Annotated in this window: 17 protein-coding genes; 8 read left to right on the top strand and 9 right to left on the bottom strand. The window is 72.0% G+C overall.

The annotated features are described in order from the left end of the window. Nucleotides 1-48 precede the first annotated feature (48 nt). From ACZ6NZ_RS22800 to ACZ6NZ_RS22785, 4 genes are all read left to right on the top strand, one after another. A complete protein-coding gene (locus ACZ6NZ_RS22800) occupies nucleotides 49-993 on the top strand; it encodes an ABC transporter ATP-binding protein (protein WP_465860034.1) in 945 nt (314 codons plus the stop codon). Continuing rightward, complete coding sequence (locus ACZ6NZ_RS22795) at nucleotides 990-2,615, top strand: ABC transporter permease (RefSeq protein ID WP_465860033.1); 1,626 nt, start codon at nucleotides 990-992, stop codon at nucleotides 2,613-2,615. Before ACZ6NZ_RS22800 ends, ACZ6NZ_RS22795 begins: the two co-directional genes overlap by 4 nt. Before the next feature lie 84 nt (nucleotides 2,616-2,699). Then, entirely contained in the window at nucleotides 2,700-3,272 is a 573-nt protein-coding gene (locus tag ACZ6NZ_RS22790; protein ID WP_465860032.1) for a hypothetical protein, read from the top strand. A gap of 464 nt (nucleotides 3,273-3,736) precedes the next feature. After that, a complete protein-coding gene (locus tag ACZ6NZ_RS22785) occupies nucleotides 3,737-4,669 on the top strand; it encodes an HNH endonuclease (RefSeq protein WP_465860031.1) in 933 nt (310 codons plus the stop codon). 5 nt (nucleotides 4,670-4,674) lie between these two features. Here ACZ6NZ_RS22785 and ACZ6NZ_RS22780 read toward each other — a convergent pair whose 3' ends face one another. Together ACZ6NZ_RS22780 and ACZ6NZ_RS22775 are read right to left on the bottom strand one after the other, a co-directional pair. Further along, nucleotides 4,675-4,935: a hypothetical protein gene (locus tag ACZ6NZ_RS22780; RefSeq protein ID WP_465860030.1), complete on the bottom strand. Its 261-nt coding sequence runs from the start codon at nucleotides 4,933-4,935 to the stop codon at nucleotides 4,675-4,677. Then, nucleotides 4,932-5,210 carry a DivIVA domain-containing protein gene (locus ACZ6NZ_RS22775; RefSeq protein ID WP_465860029.1) on the bottom strand — a complete coding sequence of 93 codons (279 nt, stop codon included), beginning with the start codon at nucleotides 5,208-5,210 and terminating at the stop codon, nucleotides 4,932-4,934. Before ACZ6NZ_RS22775 ends, ACZ6NZ_RS22780 begins: the two co-directional genes overlap by 4 nt. 317 nt (nucleotides 5,211-5,527) lie before the next feature. On the opposite strand from ACZ6NZ_RS22775, the gene ACZ6NZ_RS22770 reads away from it, so the two are divergent. Together ACZ6NZ_RS22770 and ACZ6NZ_RS22765 are read left to right on the top strand one after the other, a co-directional pair. Beyond that, nucleotides 5,528-5,767 carry a winged helix-turn-helix domain-containing protein gene (locus tag ACZ6NZ_RS22770; protein WP_465860028.1) on the top strand — a complete coding sequence of 80 codons (240 nt, stop codon included), beginning with the start codon at nucleotides 5,528-5,530 and terminating at the stop codon, nucleotides 5,765-5,767. A gap of 253 nt (nucleotides 5,768-6,020) precedes the next feature. After that, nucleotides 6,021-6,974, top strand: coding sequence for a DUF559 domain-containing protein (locus ACZ6NZ_RS22765; RefSeq protein ID WP_465860027.1), 954 nt, complete (start codon nucleotides 6,021-6,023; stop codon nucleotides 6,972-6,974). A gap of 129 nt (nucleotides 6,975-7,103) precedes the next feature. On the opposite strand, the gene ACZ6NZ_RS22760 is transcribed toward ACZ6NZ_RS22765, so the two are convergent. Beyond that, the gene (locus tag ACZ6NZ_RS22760; protein WP_465860026.1) at nucleotides 7,104-7,958 is read right to left on the bottom strand and encodes a hypothetical protein; all 855 of its coding nucleotides are present in this window, start codon (nucleotides 7,956-7,958) and stop codon (nucleotides 7,104-7,106) included. A 300-nt stretch (nucleotides 7,959-8,258) separates the two neighbouring features. Between ACZ6NZ_RS22760 and ACZ6NZ_RS22755 the strand changes: the two genes are divergently transcribed. After that, nucleotides 8,259-8,696, top strand: a complete 438-nt coding sequence (locus ACZ6NZ_RS22755) for a ribonuclease domain-containing protein (protein ID WP_465860128.1) — start codon at nucleotides 8,259-8,261, stop codon at nucleotides 8,694-8,696. Between the two features lie 77 nt (nucleotides 8,697-8,773). Then, nucleotides 8,774-9,139, top strand: a complete 366-nt coding sequence (locus ACZ6NZ_RS22750) for a barstar family protein (RefSeq protein ID WP_465860025.1) — start codon at nucleotides 8,774-8,776, stop codon at nucleotides 9,137-9,139. 246 nt (nucleotides 9,140-9,385) lie between these two features. Here the strand turns inward: ACZ6NZ_RS22750 and ACZ6NZ_RS22745 are convergent, their stop codons facing one another. The 6 genes from ACZ6NZ_RS22745 to uxaC form a co-directional block, all read right to left on the bottom strand. Further along, a complete protein-coding gene (locus ACZ6NZ_RS22745; protein ID WP_366606728.1) occupies nucleotides 9,386-10,111 on the bottom strand; it encodes an HD domain-containing protein in 726 nt (241 codons plus the stop codon). Between the two features lie 82 nt (nucleotides 10,112-10,193). Beyond that, on the bottom strand, nucleotides 10,194-11,549 hold the full coding sequence (locus ACZ6NZ_RS22740) for a pectate lyase family protein (protein WP_465860024.1): 1,356 nt from the start codon (nucleotides 11,547-11,549) through the stop codon (nucleotides 10,194-10,196). 20 nt (nucleotides 11,550-11,569) lie between these two features. Beyond that, a complete protein-coding gene (locus ACZ6NZ_RS22735) occupies nucleotides 11,570-12,808 on the bottom strand; it encodes a Gfo/Idh/MocA family protein (protein WP_465860023.1) in 1,239 nt (412 codons plus the stop codon). Further along, nucleotides 12,798-14,291, bottom strand: coding sequence for a mannitol dehydrogenase family protein (locus ACZ6NZ_RS22730; RefSeq protein WP_465860022.1), 1,494 nt, complete (start codon nucleotides 14,289-14,291; stop codon nucleotides 12,798-12,800). The genes ACZ6NZ_RS22735 and ACZ6NZ_RS22730 overlap by 11 nt, the downstream gene beginning before the upstream one ends. Continuing rightward, nucleotides 14,282-15,586 (bottom strand): enolase C-terminal domain-like protein, encoded by a 1,305-nt coding sequence (locus tag ACZ6NZ_RS22725; protein ID WP_465860021.1) that lies wholly within the window; start codon nucleotides 15,584-15,586, stop codon nucleotides 14,282-14,284. The genes ACZ6NZ_RS22730 and ACZ6NZ_RS22725 overlap by 10 nt, the downstream gene beginning before the upstream one ends. Then, nucleotides 15,583-17,016 carry a glucuronate isomerase gene (uxaC, locus tag ACZ6NZ_RS22720; RefSeq protein WP_465860020.1) on the bottom strand — a complete coding sequence of 478 codons (1,434 nt, stop codon included), beginning with the start codon at nucleotides 17,014-17,016 and terminating at the stop codon, nucleotides 15,583-15,585. The genes ACZ6NZ_RS22725 and uxaC overlap by 4 nt, the downstream gene beginning before the upstream one ends. Between the last annotated feature and the right edge of the window lie 8 nt (nucleotides 17,017-17,024).

Raw genomic sequence — 17,024 nt, 5'->3', positions numbered from 1 at the left:
TGGTCAGTACAGTGGTGGTGGTCGACGTAACCAACGGCAGGAGGGGCCATGCCCGTCATCTCGATCGACAACCTGGTCAAGACGTTCGGCGCCATCCGGGCACTCGACGGGCTGGACCTGCGCGTCGAGCAGGGGGAGGTGCACGGCTTCCTCGGGCCCAACGGCTCCGGAAAGTCCACCACCATCCGGATCCTGCTCGGGCTGCTCCGCCGCGACTCCGGCGACGCCCAGGTGCTCGGCGCCGACCCGTGGCGCGACGCGGTCCGCCTGCACCGCCGGCTGGCGTACGTGCCGGGTGACGTCAACCTCTGGCCCAACCTCACCGGCGGGGAAGCCATCGACCTGCTCGGTCAACTCCGCGGCGGCCTCGACCGGCGTCGCCGCGACGAACTGCTGCACCGCTTCGACCTGGACCCGACCCGCCGTTGCCGCACGTACTCGAAAGGCAACCGGCAGAAGGTCGCCATCGTCGCCGCCTTCTCCTCCCCGGTGGAGCTGTACGTGCTCGACGAGCCGACCTCCGGCCTCGACCCCCTCATGGAGGCGGTGTTCCAGGACGAGGTCCGGCGGGTCAAGCAGGCCGGCGCCACGGTGCTGCTCTCCAGCCACGTGCTCGCCGAGGTCGAAGCGCTCTGCGACCGGGTCAGCATCATCCGCGAAGGCCGAACCGTCGAATCCGGCACCCTCACCGAGCTGCGCCACCTCACCCGCACGGCGGTGACCGTCGAGACCGCCCGCCCGGTCACCGGCCTGGACGCGCTGCCCGGCGTGCACGACGTGCACGAGGTCGACGGGCGTACCCACCTGGAGGTCGAGCCCGCCCACCTCGACGAGCTGCTCGGCCAGCTCATCCGCTTCGGCGTCCGTGCGCTGACCAGCACACCACCCACCCTGGAGCAGCTCTTCCTGCGCCACTACGGCGACGACCCGGCCGCCGCTGCCACGTCGGCCGACGGCCCCGCCGTCCGTGCCGGGTCGGCTGGCGCCCGATGAGCGCCCTCACCGGCACGACCCGGCTGGCCCGGCTCGTGCTGCGCCGCGACCGGATCCGCCTCGCCATCTGGATCCTCGGCACGCCCCTGCTCGGCTACGCCCTCGCCGGCAGCGTCGCCGGCATCTACCCGGACCAGGAGGCCCGGCTGGGCTACGCCACCACCTCGGCGTCCAGTCTGGTCGCCCGCGCCTTCAACGGCCCCATCCACGGCACCGACCTCGGTGCCGTGGTCGTCGCCGAGACGTACGTGACACTGGCCCTGATCGTCGCGCTGCTGAGCACCTTCGCGGTGACCCGGCACACCCGCCAGAACGAGGAGACCGGCCGGGCCGAACTGCTCGGCGCCAACGTGGTCGGCCGGTACGCGCCGCTCACCGCCGCGCTGCTCGTCATCGTCGCGGCGAACACCCTGGCCGCCGTGCTGCTCGCGGTCGCGCTGGTCGGCGGCGGTCTGCCGCTCGCCGGCTCCGTCGCCGCAGCGGCCGCGATCGGCGGCGTCGGGGTCGCCTTCACCGCGATCGCCGCCGTCACCGCCCAACTCTCCGTCACCTCACGCGGCGCCAACGCGCTCGCCGCCGCCACCGTCGGGCTGTCCTTCGTGCTGCGCGCCGCCGGCGACGTGCTCGGCGCACAGAGCGCCGACGGCACCCGCGTGCGCAGCGCCTGGCCGTCGTGGATCTCCCCACTCGGCTGGGGCAACCAGGTACGAGCCTTCGACGGGGAACGCTGGTGGGTGCTCGCCCTACCTGTCGCGCTGCTGCTCGCCGGAGTGGCGCTGGCGTACGCCCTCGCCGAGCGACGCGACCAGGGTGCCGGGCTGATCGCCCCCCGACGCGGCCCGGCCACCGGAGCGCCACGGCTGCTCAGTCCCGCCGGGTTGGCCTGGCGGACGCAGCGCGGCACGCTGCTCGGCTGGGCGGTCGGGGTGGCCGTGCTCGGCCTCTCCATGGGCGTCGCCGCCGACGAGTTCAACGACATGATCGACGCGAACCCGGCCGCCGCCGAAGCGATCAACGCGATGGGTGGCGGAGCCGACCTGATCAACGCGTACCTGGCCGCGATGCTCGGGCTCTTCGCCCTGACCATCGGCGCGTACGTCGTGCAGGCCCTGCTGCGCGTACGCGGCGACGAAGCCGACGGGGTGCTGGAGGCCGCCCTCGCCACGGCGGTCAGCCGTACCCGCTGGCTCGGCACCCAGGTGCTCGCCGCGACGCTCGGCGCGGTCGCCCTGCTGCTCCTCGCCGGCGTGACCACCGGCCTCGGCTACGGCATCGTGACCGGCAACCCGCTCGGCGAGGCCATCGAGCTGGGCGGTGCCGCGCTGCTGCGTCTGCCCGCCCTGCTCGTGATCGCCGGGGTGGTGACCGCGATCTTCGGGCTGCTGCCCCGCTGGTCGGTGGTGCTGTCCTGGACGGCGCTGCTGGTCTTCCTGCTCCTCGGGCAGCTCGGCGCGGTGCTGGAGCTGCCGCAGGCCGCGCTCAACGTCTCGCCGTACACCCATGTGCCGGCCGTGCCTGCGGTCGACCCGGCGGCGCTTCCCCTGGTGCTTCTGGCGGCGGTCGCCGCGGCCCTGCTCGCCGTCGGCGTGGCCGCCTTCCGCCACCGCGACGTCCCGTCCTGAGCCACGGCTCGGGTATCCCGATGATGGCTGGCAGCTCAGCTACTCAACACGCCGACGTTGCATGGGGTTGGCAGCCTCTAGCGCGTGAGCGACCTTCTGACGCAGCTTCCGGCGCTTCTCGGCGTCCTGGTTGGCACCGTGGGCACCATCCTCGCCACCTCCCTGGCCGACCGCGCGCGATGGCGTCGCAGCCAGAGCGTCCGCTGGGACGAGCGGCGGCTCGACGCGTACGTCGACTACGCGCACGCCCTCAAGGAGAGTCACGCGGTGGCGCTGCGACTCACCGCCGACCACCGGCCGGGTTCGCGGAGCCACCCCATTGACCGCGAGGAAGGGTTGGTCCGGCTGGCTGAGGCGGACGCCCGGCGCACCATCGCCTGGGAGAGTCTGTTGCTGCTCGGCGACGAGCCGACCGTTGCGGCCGCCGCCATCTGGCGGGACGCGATCTGGCAGGTCGAACGGCTTGCCCGGGGCATCGTCGAGCCGCCATCGGACGTGGCGGGAATGCTGATCCGCGTCGACGAGGCCCGCGACGGGTACTACCGGGCGGCCCGGCGCAGTCTCGGGGTGCGCGGGGGGTCGGTGGAGCAGTCCGCGACGCTGCGGCAGGCGTTGGTCGACCGGTCCACCGCGATGCCGGAGGTACCCGCCAACTGAGCGCGGCGGTGCCGGGGGCTCGCTGCGGGCGCTGCCGTATGGGACGCCGACTGACGGGTACCGGACACCATCGACGGCCGTGCAGGGGTTTGTCGCACGCTACCGCGACACTGAGGCTTCCTCGACAAGGGGAGGTGCCTCGTGCCGTATGTCAGGTCCCACACCAGGAAGGGTGGCACGCGGGTTCGGGCGGATAGCCCGGCAGCTCAACATTTTTCTCGTGGACCGGACCGCACTGGAAATGTGGGCCCGGACGGGAAGGCCAGCGCCGGGGTCCATCGCGGGAGGCGGGTCGCACTGACGCAGAACGTCGGGGCAAGGGCTGGTGACCTGGCCCAGGCGGGCAGCCTCGCCGCCGCACTGGCGCGATCGCGATGTCCCGGGGACAGCGGCCGCCGCTACGCGCGGACCGGTGACCGTTCAGGTGGTGGCGTTCAGGCCCTCCTTGATCCACGCTGTTCGTTGTGAAGGCCTTCGTGGGGGTGACTGACGAGAGGTGGTACCGCTTCCTTGCGGAGCGGCCCGCGCTAAACGAGGTCAACTTCTGGCGGCCCTCAGGCGGTACCTTTCGGGCTCTTACGCCAGGCGAGCCCTTCCTGTTCAAGGCACACTTTCCGCTGAACCGTGTGGTGGGTGGCGGGTTCTTCAGCGGCTTCACACAGCTACGGATCTCCGAGGCGTGGGAACTCTTCGGCGAGGCCAATGGCGCCTCGAGCATCGACGAGATGCGCCGTAGCGTCGGGCGTTACCGCAAGCAGGCGATCGGTGAGGGGGAGGATCCGATCATCGGCTGCATCTTCGTCCGGGACGTGACCTTCTTTCCTGACGAATCGACCGTCGGTCCACCGCCAGAGTTCGCATCGAATGTCGTGCAGGGCAAGACCTACAACCTGGCCGACGCCGACACGGCCTCGTACTTCGACCCGCTGATCCATCGTCTGATCGGGATCACAGCGTCGGTTGACCTGAGCGGGCCCTGGCATCGTCCCGGACCCGTCTACGGAGACCCGCGACTGGTGCCTCAACGGCTCGGACAGCAGTCGTTCAAGGCGGTGGTCCTGGGAGCCTACGGTCGGCGTTGCGCGATCACCGGGAACAGGGTCCAGCCCGTGCTGCAGGCCGCGCACATCCGCCCGCTCCCGCTCGGGGGCGAGCATCGGCTGGACAACGGTCTGTTGCTCAAGTCCGACGTGCACATCCTCTTCGACCGTGGCTACCTCGGCGTTGATCCGAAGCACCGTCTCCTGGTCAGTCCGCGGCTTCGCAGCGAGTTCGGCAACGGTGACCAGTTCTATGCGAAGGCGGGGGAGCAGATCGCTTTGCCAGAACGGCGCAACGACCGGCCGCGTGCTGACTTCCTCGAATGGCACCTCGACACGGTCTACAAGGCGGCTTGATCCAGTTATAGCCGCGCCGAGCGAGGCTCGGGTTGATGCCATTGCCCGGACGCCGTGAGGCCGGCGAGTTGGACGTAGACCTCGCGTTTGGTGGTCGCGTCACCTCGGCGGTTGAGGACGTAGCCCGTCAACCAGACCCAGCCCTGGTACGTCGGCCGGTCGCAGACCGACACGACACGAAAGGTCATCGCGCGATCCCCGGCGAACTGCACGGACGCTCGGCCGTCGATGGTGAGCAGGTCGCCGGGGGAGGGCCGCACGGTCACCAGTGACCGGTGTTTGGTGGTCGGCACTCCCGCGCGTGCATGGTCTGCCAGTCGCGCAGCGCCCGCTTGATCCGGTCGTTCTCCTGGCTGAGCAGCCGTACCGTCTCGTTGAGCATGGCCAGCTCGTCGGCCAACCGGGCCTGGAACTCGCGTACCTCATCGGGGTCGACGCCGCGCCGGCACGCGGCGAACGCGCGGGTCCGCACCTCGTGCGGCGTCAACCGGCCGGGGTGGCCGGCGGGGTAGGGCTGGCCACCTCGATACACCTGTGCCACGACGGTCCTTTCTGAGGGCAGGCGGGAGCGCGGAACGTCCTCGTGGTGGGTCTGGAAGGGCGGGCCGTCGGCTCGGGGGCCGCGGGCGACCCGCCCGCTCCGCCGCCGCAGCCCCATTCAGCGGTACGACAGCAGAGCAGTCCGGAGGGTCGGGACGGGCACACGCACCCGCCCCGACCAGGGGATGAGCCGAACTCGTTGCCACGCGAGGAGCAGCTCAGACTCAAGAGTAACGACTTAGTCGTTTAAGTCAACCACTGAGTGTTGTCGTTCCTGGGCGGTTCGTGATCGAATTGGCGAGCCACGCAAGGAGCGCTATGCCTACAACACCTGACTACATCCGCATCGCCGATGACATCATCGCTGGAGTCAAGGCGAAGCGACTCAAGCCTGACGACAAGTTGCCGCCGATCTCGCAGATGGCAACGGACTACCGGGTCGGCACGTCCACCATCCAGATGGTCTACGTGCGACTCGAAGCCCTGCGTGTCATCCGGCGTCATCAGGGCAAGGGCATCTTCGTGACCGACCCGAAGACCTGGATGCGGGAGCCGTAGGTGGCTCGCCGGCTGACGTGAAGGAGCCCGACTTCGCCGCAGGCAGAGGCCGGTACCGGGGCGGTGTGTTCCTCGCCTGGGCGGGGCTTGTTGGACTGGGTTGAGGCCGCTTCTTGGGAGTGGCCGGGCGCTGGGTTAAGGGGCCTACACGGGCGTCTACCACAATCGGCCGCTACCCGAGCGGCTGTCCACAGGTGCCTCCGCTGTCCACAGCAGCCCACGCGAGGGGTGCGCTTCACGCCAGTGTGAGCCGGTGGATGCGCGGATTCGATCCCTCCTCGTCCGCGGCGACGGGCTGGTCACTCGACGGGACATGCTGCGGGTGGCGCCGGCGTGGACGATCCAGACCGCCCGCCGGGCGGACCTGCTGATCCAACTGCTGCCCGGGGTCTACGGCGACACCGCTCTGATCCGCAGTCCCAACGTCGACCTGCCGATGTTGGCTCGGGTCGAGCGGGACGTCGCCCGGCGCGCTGCGCTGGCGTACGTCGACGAGCGTGGGGCGCTGAGCCGGCTGACCGCGCTCGACGTGTGGGGCCTCCGCCGTCAACCACCGGGCGAGCCGGTGTATCTCGACCTGCCGCGAGGGTCAGGCCTGCGTGACCGGGCGCATTTGGTCGTCGCCCACCGGTCCGAGTTCGCGGTCGCGCCGCCGCAGGTGGTGACACGGGGAGGACTGCCGGTCACACGGCTCGACCGGACCCTGGTGGACTGTTGGCCGCTGCTGCCGCCGATCGAGCGATCGGGTGTGCTCATCCGTGCGGTGAACGATCGGATGACCACGCCGCGCCGCCTGGCCGCCGCCCTTGCCGAGGTGCCGAGAATGCCCGACCGTGCGGCACTCGGCGATTTGCTGGACCGGCTCGCCGCCGGGTGCCGCAGCCCGTTGGAGATCTGGGGCCACGACCACGTCTTCACCGGACCGGGAATGCCGAGGTTCACCCGGCAGGCGCGGGTACGGCTCGGTGCCCGGACGATCTACCTTGACATGTTCGCCGAGGCGGAACGGGTCAACATCGAGTTGGACGGCGCGACCAGCCACGGTGATCCGGCCGAACGCGAGATCGACCTCCGCCGCGACGCCCTGCTGGCGACGGTCGGCATCCTCGTCGTCCGCTTCAGCCACCGCCGCCTCACTGTGGACCCGGACCAGGTCCGCCAGGAAACCCTCGCCATTCTCGCCAACCGCACCCCCTCCAACCCATGATCAAGTGATGAAAAGTAGGTCTGGGAGACCTGGTGGACCTACTTTTCATCACTTGATCATGAGGGCGGGGCGAGGTGTGGCGGGCGGGGCGAGGTGTGGCGGGCGGGGCGAGGTGTGGCGGGCGGGGAGTTACTCGGGAGCTGCCGGAGCGGGTGAGGCGGGCGGGGTGGGGGTGGGGGTGGTCTGTTGTGGGGGGATCCGGGGGGTCGGTGTGGGCTCTGGTGCGGGATTGGCGTGGCGGTGGAGGAGTTCGGCGATCCATCGGGCGGCTTCTCGGTGCGCGGTGAGCAGGTGGTCGCGAGCGTCGGCCAGGTCGTCGTCGTCCGTGTGGTCGTCCAGGATGGCCGTCCACCGGCGGCTGAGCTCCTCGGCGTAGCGGGCCTTCCGGATCTGCTCGTCGAACTGGTATTCCAGCTTGACGAGGCGGTCGACGTGCGGCTGAAGCGCCGGCATGATCCGCTCGTCGAGTCGTACGGCGGCGTCGGGGCGGCAGGTGAGCGTGATATCGCCCCGTTGGTAGTGCCACAGGGGATCCTCGTCGAGCGCCTGCTGCAACGCCACCTCCAGGTCTCCGGCCCGGTGTGGGGGCAGGTCCCGGGCGGCGTCGGCGGCCAGCCGGGTCAGCCGCTGGATCGCGTTCGGCTGGAAGTACTGCACGTACCAGCTCAGCACCTCGGCCCGCAGGCTCGCCGTCGACGACCAGGCGAACGTGGCGCGGATGTAGAACGAGTACACGTACCCGCGTGCGGGGACCGCGATCAGTCGGGGTGCGTCGCGTTGTTCGACGAGTGGACCGGACGGCGACGGCGCGGCTGCGGAGCCGACGGGCGCCTCGTCCTGGAGCGCGGCGACCAGCCGGTCCCAGCTACGGGCCCACCACCGCCAGCCTCGCGCACCGGCGTCGCGGGCGATGGTCAGCCCGCGTACGCCCCGGTGTCGCCACTGGTCCGCGGGCCTGGGCCTCCCGTCGGGGGCGTCCGTCATGGCACCCCTCCACGGTCACGGATCCGCGTTTCACGCTAACAAGCGATGACCGATATGTCCGTCGCCACGCCGTCACCGAGCGGTCGGCATATCGACACGATCCAGGCCGTGGGCGTCGGGTGGCGTTCAACCGTGGACGAGCGCTGAAACAGTTGATCGCCCGCGGTTCACCGAGCATTGTGGAGCAGTTGGGGTGCCGAGGGGTGTTGCCGTCGACTGGCGGCGGTGAGACTGGGTCCGGTCCGACAATCACGCGGATCGATGGATTGGATGGTCTGGAGGCAGCCTGTGTCCACCCTCGTGTCCCCGCTGGCCACGCTCGGCGCGATCCGCCGGCGTACCACCACCCTCGCCCTGCTCCTCGCCCTGGTCGCCGCCGTGCTGGTCGGCCCGTCCGTGGTCTCGCCCCGATTGACCGACCCGGCCTCGGCGGCGGTCTACAGCTCCTGCACCATGAGCCGCTGCGCGGACGCCCGCACCGCCCGCTCGGGCTGGTCTGCCAAGGGGTTCCCGACCAGCCGAGGCTGGTACTCCTGGAGCGGCGGGAAGTCCAACTTCGCCGGCGGCCAGTTCTACAACTACGAGGGTCAACTGCCCGCCAACGCCACCTACCAGGAGTACGACGTCTACCCGCGCACCCAGGGCGCCGCTCGGGACGCGTACCGGATCGTGGTGAACCGCAGCACCGGTGTCACCTGGTTCTCGCCCAATCACTACACCGACTTCTACCGGCTCTGAAGGACCTGGGGGCCGGCCGGTCGAGGCCGGTCGGCCCCCCGTAAGGTCGTCGCCCAGCTCCGATCAGGAGGCAGATGATGGTCGGTGAGAACGCGGATCGGATGCCCGACTGGCTGACCGTCCGCCGGGGCGACGCCCTCGACGTGCCCGGCGCGGTGGTCCTGGCCGGGGCGGGGGCCCGCAACAGGGCCGACCTGTTCGCGGCGCTCGCCGCCGCGCTGGCCCTGCCGACGTACCTGGGGAACACCTGGGACGCCCTCTCCGACGCGCTCCGGGACCGGCTCGACGCCGGCCCGCTCACAGTGCTGATCACCGACGCCGGCCAGTTGCTCGCCGATGAGCCGACCGATCAGTACGGCCTGCTGTTCACAGTGCTCGGCGACCTCGCCACCAGCGCCCCGCACCCGTTGCGCGTCGTCCTCACCGAGGCCACGCCCTCCTGACCGGTGACCGGGCCACCAGCCGCTCTGCCCTCGCCGCCCCCGCCCTGGGGCTGGCTCTGCCCTCTCCTCCGGCCCAGCCCGATCCGCCGTCCAACGTCCCTCAGGCGTTCTTTGCTCTGCACCCGCCGAGGCGACGCCTACCGTCCGTACGTGTCGCCTCGGCGGGTGCAGAGCAAAGGCTGCGCGTGGGGCGAGGCGGCCCGGGGCGGGGGATGGGCAGGACGGGGTGGGGCGGGGTGGCGGCTGTCAGTTCGACGCGGGCTGGTCGAGGATGGCGCTGAACCGTTCCTCGGCAAGGTCCAGCTGGCCGAAGATGTGCCGCTTCACCGCGGGCGACAACGGGGTGTCCGGCCGGCCGATCAGGTCCCGGAACAGCGGCACCAGCGGCCGGTACTTGCGGGCCGACGAGATCACCTTCGGCCCGACCGTGTGGATCACGCCGACCCCGTTGTCGGTGAAGTCCGACACCTTGATCACCCGGGCCCAGGGCTCCCGGTCCAGACTGACCGCCAGGTGCTCCCGGTACTGCGCGTTGCGGTCCCGCTCGGGGTCGTACACCGGATTGGTGACGGCGGCGACCAGGGTGGCCACCCGAGGCCCGAACCGCGCGGCGAGCACGCCCAGCGCGGCCCCGGTCGGGTCGGTGCCCGGCTCACCGGCGGCCAGCTCGACCGGATGGTCCTCCACGGTGTCGTGCAACAGACCGGCGACGATCACGTCCACGTCCCGCACCTGGTAGTGGTGCATCAGCCTGATCGCCACCCGCAGCAGGTGGTTCAGGTACGGCTCGCGGACGCGTCGATCGTCGCGGTGCAGTTCGGCGGCGAGGTCGAGCGCGGCGGTCAACCGCGCCCGGGCGGCGTCGTCGAACTGCTGGACCTCCAACCGGAAACGCTCCAGCAGGCCCGGTTCGCCGTGGATCTCGGTGATCGCGTGCATCGGCATGCTGCCCAGGTGCGGCGGGAAGTCCATGCGTCACTTATAGCCGATCTTCACCAGATCGATGAGCCCGTACGTCGTCGACCCGACCGCGAGTCGCGGGCGCGCCGCACCGTCAGATCGGCAGCCGGTCGGCGCCGGCGAGCGGGCCCACCAGGAGGGGGACCAGCGGCGCCGGCAGCACGGGGTCGCGGCGCAGGGTGGGCGTCCAGCCCGCGTCCGAGGCCAGGTCGGGGTCATGGGTCGCGTTGTACGCCGCCAGCAGGTCGACCGGTCGGGCCGGGTCGCCGCCCTGGCGGACCCAGGAGCCTCGCTCGGTCACCGCGGTGCCGCCCCAGTCGTGGAGCAGGTCCGCCGGGTCGACCGCCGCGTCGATCGTGAAGAAGTTGTTCTGCGCGTAGATCGCCGACTGGACGCCGACCCCGAGCGCGTACTGGAAGTCGTCCCCACCGAGTCGGTAGTGGTTGTTGTAGACGTCGACCTGACCGAACCGCACCCGGGGTAGCCGTTGCAGGACGCCGTCGAAGAGGTTGTGGTGCAGGGTGACCCGGAGCCGGCCCACGTCCGGGCCGACCGTGTTGGACGAGCCGATCAACAGCAGCTTGTCCCGACCGGTGAAGCGGTTCCAGGAGGCGGTGACCAGGCTGGCGGTGTGCGTGACGTCCAGCGACCCGTCGTGTACCTGGTACGGCCGACCGAAGTACACCGGCTGGGCGCTGTCCGGGTTGTCGCCGTCGGTGAAGGTGTTGTGGTCGACCCAGACGTTCTCGCTGCGGCGTACCGAGATCTGGTCGTACTGGCTGTTCCAGTTGCCGGCCTCGCCGTCGGTCGGCGACCAGGCGGGGAAGCAGTCCCGGGCGTCGACGAGGGTCAGGTTGCGGACGATGACGTTCGACGCCCGGTCGATCATGAGGGTGAGGCCGGTCAGTCGAGCGCCACGCAGCCCGACGATCGTGGTGTTCGGCCCGACGTTGATCTGGGTCTGCCGGGTCTGGTTGGCCACCGAACGCACCCGGGCCTCCTCCAGCGGCCCGCTCGGTGGCACCCGCCCCCACACCGCCGGGTTGTACGCGGCCAGGTAGGCGTCCAACCGGTATTCCGGATCGGCCAGATCGGTGCAGCTCAACGGCGTGTCGTCGGGCCCCTCGAAGCCGTCGATCACGCCGTCGACGTAGATGAGCTTTCCGGTGGCGTCGGCGGCGTTGCCGGCGTTGTCGCCGCCCAGCGCGGTGACCAGTTCCGCCCGGCTGTGGACCACCCGGGTCCGTTCGGGGGTGGCCGCCGAGCCGCCGGTGGTGCCGGGGCCGTCGGCCGCCCAACCGTCGCGCTCGGGCAGCGTCTGCCGGCCGAGGTGGTCGGCCAACCGGGAGAGCCGGTCGGCGGACGGGACGTCCGCACGGGTAGCGGCGGCGGCCGGGGCGGCCCCGAGGAGAAGGGCGACCACCGTGGCGCCGCCGAGGACTCTGCGCATCGACTCACTCCGTTCGCTGTTCAGGGGACCTGTCGGTTGTTCGTCTGTCCCGCCAGCTCGGCGCGGTACGCGCCGGACGCCCACGGCACCCCCAGCTCGCCCGGCAGCGCGCCCCGCTCGGCCGCCCGACGCAACACGTCGACGACGCCCCGCAGGTGGCGGACCCGCTCCCCGCCCTCGCCGAGGGTGCTGACCAACTCGCCGTCGAGCAGCCGGGGCTCCGGCGCGGGCCGCAACGCGTCCAGCAGCGCGGTGAACGGCGCGGTACGGGCCAGCGGCGCGATCAGGGGCACGCCCGACGGATCGACCCGGTGGGCGAGCAGGTTCTCCAGCAGCCCCAGCCGCCCCGGCACCCGGCGGGTCACCACGTCCCCGGGCAGGCGCAGCCGGTCGGTCGGGTACTCCAGCACCGCCTGCCCCGTCGTACCGGTCACCGCCACCTCGCCCGCCACGAACTCCTCGGCGGCCAGGGTCACCGCCACCAGCACCGGCGGCCCGGCGCGGAACCGGACCCGCAGCACGGCGGTGTCCTCCACCTCGATCGGCCGGACCCGGTAGCGTTCCACCTCGATCGCGACCGGCCACGGCGCCGCCCCAGCGAGGGCCTCGGCGATCGCCAGGCACTGCATCACCGCGTGCGCGAGCGGGTTGACGAGCGCGCCGTCCAGCACCGGCCGGCCGTCCAGACTCCGTCGACCGGCCCAGGGGGAGCGGGCGTAGTAGGCGTCCGGCCGTTGCCAGGCGGCCACTGTGGAGATGCCGGTGACAGTGCCCAGGCGGCCGGCGGCCAGCGCGTCGGTCAGCGCGGTCAAGGCCGCCGAGCCGAGCGCCTGGAAGCCGACCTGGGCCACCCGACCGGCGGCGGTGAGGGCCCAGGTCAGCTCCTCGTGCTCGGCCAGCGACAGCACCGGCGGCTTCTCCAGCAGCAGATCCGCGCCGGTGGCCAGGGCGTCGCGGGCGATCGCCAGATGGGTGTGCGGCGGCGTGCAGATCACCACCACCTCCGGTCGGGTGGCGGCGAGCATCGTCCGGTGGTCGGTGAACACCGCGACCCCGGGCGGCACCGGGGCGGCCGGGTCGTCCTCCACCGGTCGGACGTCGACCAGGGCGACCAACCGCAGCCGACCGGCGGCGTGCAGGGGCGCGATCACCCGCCGGTGCCAGCGACCGTGCCCGTTCGCCCCGATCACCGCCACCCGGGGCGGCGGGGTGGCCCCGCTCACCGCCGACCGGCCCGGGCGGACCCGCTCACCGGGCACCGGCCAGCGTGGCCGCGACGCCGTGCCGCTCCAACGCGGTCAGCCAGGCGATCACGTCGGCGCGAACCTCGTCGTCCTCGGCCACCTCCACCGGGATGACGTCGCGCAGCGCGAAGACCGCGTCGACAGCGCCGGCCGGGCTCTGCGACCCGGCCTCCAGGGCGGCCCGGATCGGCCCCGCCAGTGGGTCCTGGAACGGCAACGGCCGGCCGTCGTCGGCGTACCCCAGCGCGAAGCGCAACCAGGACGCCACGACCAGCGCGCCCCAGCGCGCGGACCGCCCGGCCGCCCGCAGGTCGGCGATGGTGTGCAGGACACGCTGTGGCAGTTTCTGGGAGCCGTCGATCGCCACCTGGAGGGTGCGGTGGTGGATCGCCGGGTTGCCGAACCGGGCGAGGGCCTGCTCGCCGTAGTCGACCACCCGCATCCCGTCCGGCGGCGTGAAGCTGGCCGCCACGTCCTCGGCGATCAGCCGGCGCAGCACGTCACGCAGGTGCGGGATCTCCAACGCGTCGGCGATCGTCTCCCGACCGGCCAACGCCCCGAGGTAGGCGATGGCGGAGTGCACCCCGTTGAGGGCGCGCAGCTTCAACCGCTCCCACGGACCGGCGTCGTCGGTGAGCACCGCCCCGGCGAACTCCCAGCCGGGCCGACCACCGGGGAAGTCGTCCTCGATCACCCACTGCGCGTACGGCTCGGCGGCCACGGCGGCCAGGTCGGTCACGCCGAGCGCCCGCCGGGCCGCCTCGATCGTCTCCGGGGTGCTGGCCGGCACGATCCGGTCCACCATGGTGCCCGGGCAGGTGACGTTGCCGGCCACCCACTCGGTGAGCCCGGCGGGCACCCCGTCGGCGCGGGCGACCGCCTGGTCGAGCATCCCGCGCAGTCGACGGCCGTTGGCCGGCAGGTTGTCGCAGCTCACCAGGGCCACCGGCCCGGCGTCCGCGGCGGCCCGGGCGGCCAGCCCGCGCAGCAGCAGCCCCGGCACCGTGCTCGGCGCTCGGTCGCCGGCCAGGTCCGCGGCGAGCGCCGAGTCCGGGGACAGCCGGCCGGTCACCGGGTCGAGGTGGTACGCCTTCTCGGTGACGGTCAGGGTCACCACGCGCACCGCCGGGTCGGCGAGCAACGCCACCACGGCGTCCGGGTCGCTGGGCGCGTGCCGGACCCCGCTCAGGGCACCCACCACCCGGGTGGAGCTGCCGGCCGGAGACAGGGCGCTGACGCTGAACAGGTTGTCCTGCGCGGCGATCGCCTCGACCACCGCGGTGCTGCGCGGCGCGACGGCCACGATGCCCCAGTCACCCCCGGCCGCGCCGACCGCCGCCTCGGTGAACACGGCCTGGTGGGCCCGGTGGAACGCGCCCAACCCCAGGTGTACGACGCCGGTCGGCACGGTGCCCGGCCGGATCAGCGGGCGGGCCTCGGCGGGCAGCCGGCGCAGCATCCCCAGGCCGAGTCGGGAGGCCCCGACGGTCACTGCCATGCCGGGCCGTCCGGGAAGCGGAACTCCGCGATCGACGCGGGTTTCATGGTGGCGCTGTAACCGGGCCGTTCGGGCAGCAGGTAGCGGCCACCGCGGGTCCGCACCGGATCGACGAAGTGTTCGTGCAGATGGTCGACGTACTCGATCATCCGACCGTCCAGACCGGTGCCCACCCGCAGGTAGTCGAAGATCGCCAGGTGCTGGACGTACTCGCAGAGGCCCACGCCGCCGGCGTGCGGGCAGACCGGCACGCCGAACTTCGCCGCCAGCAGCAACTCGGCCAGGACCTCGTTGACGCCGCCGACCCGGGCGGCGTCGACCTGCATCACCCCGATCGCCTCGGCCTGGAGCAACTGCTTGAAGATCACCCGGTTGGCGGCCACCTCACCGGTGGCCACCCGGCAACGCCCGCCGGTCAACTCGGCCACCGCGCGGGCGATCCGGGCGTGCCCGAGGATGTCGTCGGCGTGGGTGGGCTCCTCGATCCAGTACGGGTCCACCTCGGCCAGCGCCGCCATCGCGGTGATCGCCTCGTCGACGTCCCAGACCTGGTTGGCGTCCATCATCAACAGCGCGCCCGGGCCGATCTCCTCCCGGATGATCCGGGCCCGCCGCAGATCGTCGGCGAGCGGGCCGCCGACCTTCATCTTCATCGCCCGCCAGCCGTCGGCGTACGCCTGCCGGGTCAGCGCCCGCACCTTGTCGTCGGGGTAGCCGAGCCAACCGACCGATGTGGTGTACGACGGGAAACCGTCACGTTCGAGGGTGGCCAACCGGTCGGCCAGCCCGTCGCGCCCCTTGTCGAGGATGGCGGCGGCCTCGTCCGGGGTGAGCGCGTCGGTGATGTGCTTGAAGTCGACGCTGGCCACCAGCTCGTCGGTGGGCAGGTCGGCGAGGAAACGCCACATCGGCTTGCCGGCCAGGGTGGCCCGCAGGTCCCACACCGCGTTGACCAGCGCACCGGTCGCCATGTGGATGACGCCCTTCTCCGGGCCCAGCCAGCGCAGCTGCACGTCGGCGCTGAGCGAGCGCCAGAACGCCACCGGCTCGGCCGTGATCTCCTCGATGGTGCGCCCCTGGACGTGGTGGGCCAGGGCACGCACCGCCGCGCAGGTGATCTCGTTGCCCCGGCCGTTGGTGAAGGTGAACCCGGCGCCGGTCGGGCCGGCGTCGGTGCCCAGCTCCACGTACGTCGCCGAGTAGTCGCCCCGGTTGATCGCGTCGGAGCCGTCGCCCCGGGCGGCGGTGGGGAACCGCACGTCGTGCACCTCGACGGAGGTGATGGTGACGGTCATCGCTGCTGTCCTCCGAAGTTGAAGACCCGCTTGGGCAGCCGGTACGCCAGGTCGACGATGGTCTCGGCGGCCTCGTCCATCGGCAGCCGGTGCTCGGCGACGAGCCGGGCGAGGAAGCCGGCGTCCACCCGACGGGCCACGTCGTGGCGTACCGGGATGGAGCAGAACGCCCGGGTGTCGTCGACGAACCCGCTGGTGTTGTAGAAGCCGGCGCTCTCGGTCACCGCCTCCCGGAACCGGCGCAGCACCTCCGGGGAGTCCAGGAACCACCAGGGCGCGCCGAGCAGCAGCGCGGCGTACCCGCCCGCGAGGGGCGCCAGCTCGCGGGTGAAGGTGTCCTCGTCGAGGGTGTAGAGCACCAGTCGCAGCCGGGGGTCGTTGCCGTAGCGTTCCAGCAGCGGGGCGAGCGCGTGCACGTACTCGGTGGCCTGCGGGATGTCGCCGCCGACGTCGCGACCGTGCCGGGCGTGCAACCACCGGTTGTGGTTGCGCACCGCGCCGGGGTGCAGCTGCATGACCAGCCCGTCGTCGAGCGACATCCGGGCGAACTCCACGAGCATGTGCGCCCGGAACGCCTCCGCGTCCGCGGCGTCGGCCTCGCCGCGCCGGCCCCGGTCGTAGAGCCGTTCGGCCTCGGCCGGGGTCAGGTCCAGGGTGCGCGCGGTGGGGTGGCCGTGGTCGGTGGAGGTGGCGCCGGCGGCGACGAACGCGGCGCGTCGGGCCCGCAGCGCGGCCAGGTAGCCGGCGTAGGTGCCGGTGTCCTCGCCGGCGGTGTCACCGAGACGGTCCACGTTGGTCGACCAGCCCTCGAACTCCATGTCCACCACGTCGTCCGGTCGGAACGTGGTGACCACCCGCCCGCCCGGCCCGCCCCACCCGTCGGCGGTGAGTTTGGCGTGCTGCGCGAGGTCGTCCAGCGGGGACTCGGTGGTCGCGAGGACCTCGATGTTGAACCGTTCGAACAGCGCCCGGGGCCGGAAGTCCGGCTCGGCGAGCCGGGCGGCGATCTCGTCGTAGAGGGCGTCGGCGGTGTCCGGGCGAAGCGGGGTGTGCACCCCGAAGACGGTGCGGAAGGTCTGCTCCAGCCAGAGTCGCGACGGGGTGCCCCGGAACAGGTGCCAGTGCGCGGCGAAGCGTCGCCAGATCACCCGGCCGTCGGTCTCCACCGGGCTGCCGTCGCGGGTGGGCACCCCCAGATCCGCCGGGGGTACGCCCTGACTGAGCAGCATCCGGGTCAGGTAGTGGTCGGGCACGATGAGCAGCTGCGCCGGGTCTGGGAAGGGTCGGTCCTCGGCCAGCAGGGCCGGGTCGACGTGCCCGTGCGGCGAGATGATGGGCTGCTGCGCCGCCAGGGCGTACAGCTCCCGGGCCAGCGCGCGCTGGCCCGGCTCGGGCGGCAGGAGCAGGTCGGTGTGGTCGAACGTGGGCACGAAGTGGG

This window comes from Micromonospora sp. NPDC047756, assembly GCF_055587245.1.
Note: the sequence above shows the minus strand (reverse complement) of the source record. Positions and strands in the feature narration are given on the sequence as shown.

Coding starts and splice junctions, on each gene's coding strand:
- ACZ6NZ_RS22800 (WP_465860034.1), top strand. CDS start 49: ATGCCCGTCATCTCGATCGACAACCTGGTCAAGACGTTCGGCGCCATC.
- ACZ6NZ_RS22795 (WP_465860033.1), top strand. CDS start 990: ATGAGCGCCCTCACCGGCACGACCCGGCTGGCCCGGCTCGTGCTGCGC.
- ACZ6NZ_RS22770 (WP_465860028.1), top strand. CDS start 5,528: ATGCCTACAACACCTGACTACATCCGCATCGCCGATGACATCATCGCT.
- ACZ6NZ_RS22760 (WP_465860026.1), bottom strand. CDS start 7,958: ATGACGGACGCCCCCGACGGGAGGCCCAGGCCCGCGGACCAGTGGCGA.
- ACZ6NZ_RS22750 (WP_465860025.1), top strand. CDS start 8,774: ATGGTCGGTGAGAACGCGGATCGGATGCCCGACTGGCTGACCGTCCGC.
- ACZ6NZ_RS22745 (WP_366606728.1), bottom strand. CDS start 10,111: ATGGACTTCCCGCCGCACCTGGGCAGCATGCCGATGCACGCGATCACC.
- ACZ6NZ_RS22740 (WP_465860024.1), bottom strand. CDS start 11,549: ATGCGCAGAGTCCTCGGCGGCGCCACGGTGGTCGCCCTTCTCCTCGGG.
- ACZ6NZ_RS22730 (WP_465860022.1), bottom strand. CDS start 14,291: ATGGCAGTGACCGTCGGGGCCTCCCGACTCGGCCTGGGGATGCTGCGC.
- ACZ6NZ_RS22725 (WP_465860021.1), bottom strand. CDS start 15,586: ATGACCGTCACCATCACCTCCGTCGAGGTGCACGACGTGCGGTTCCCC.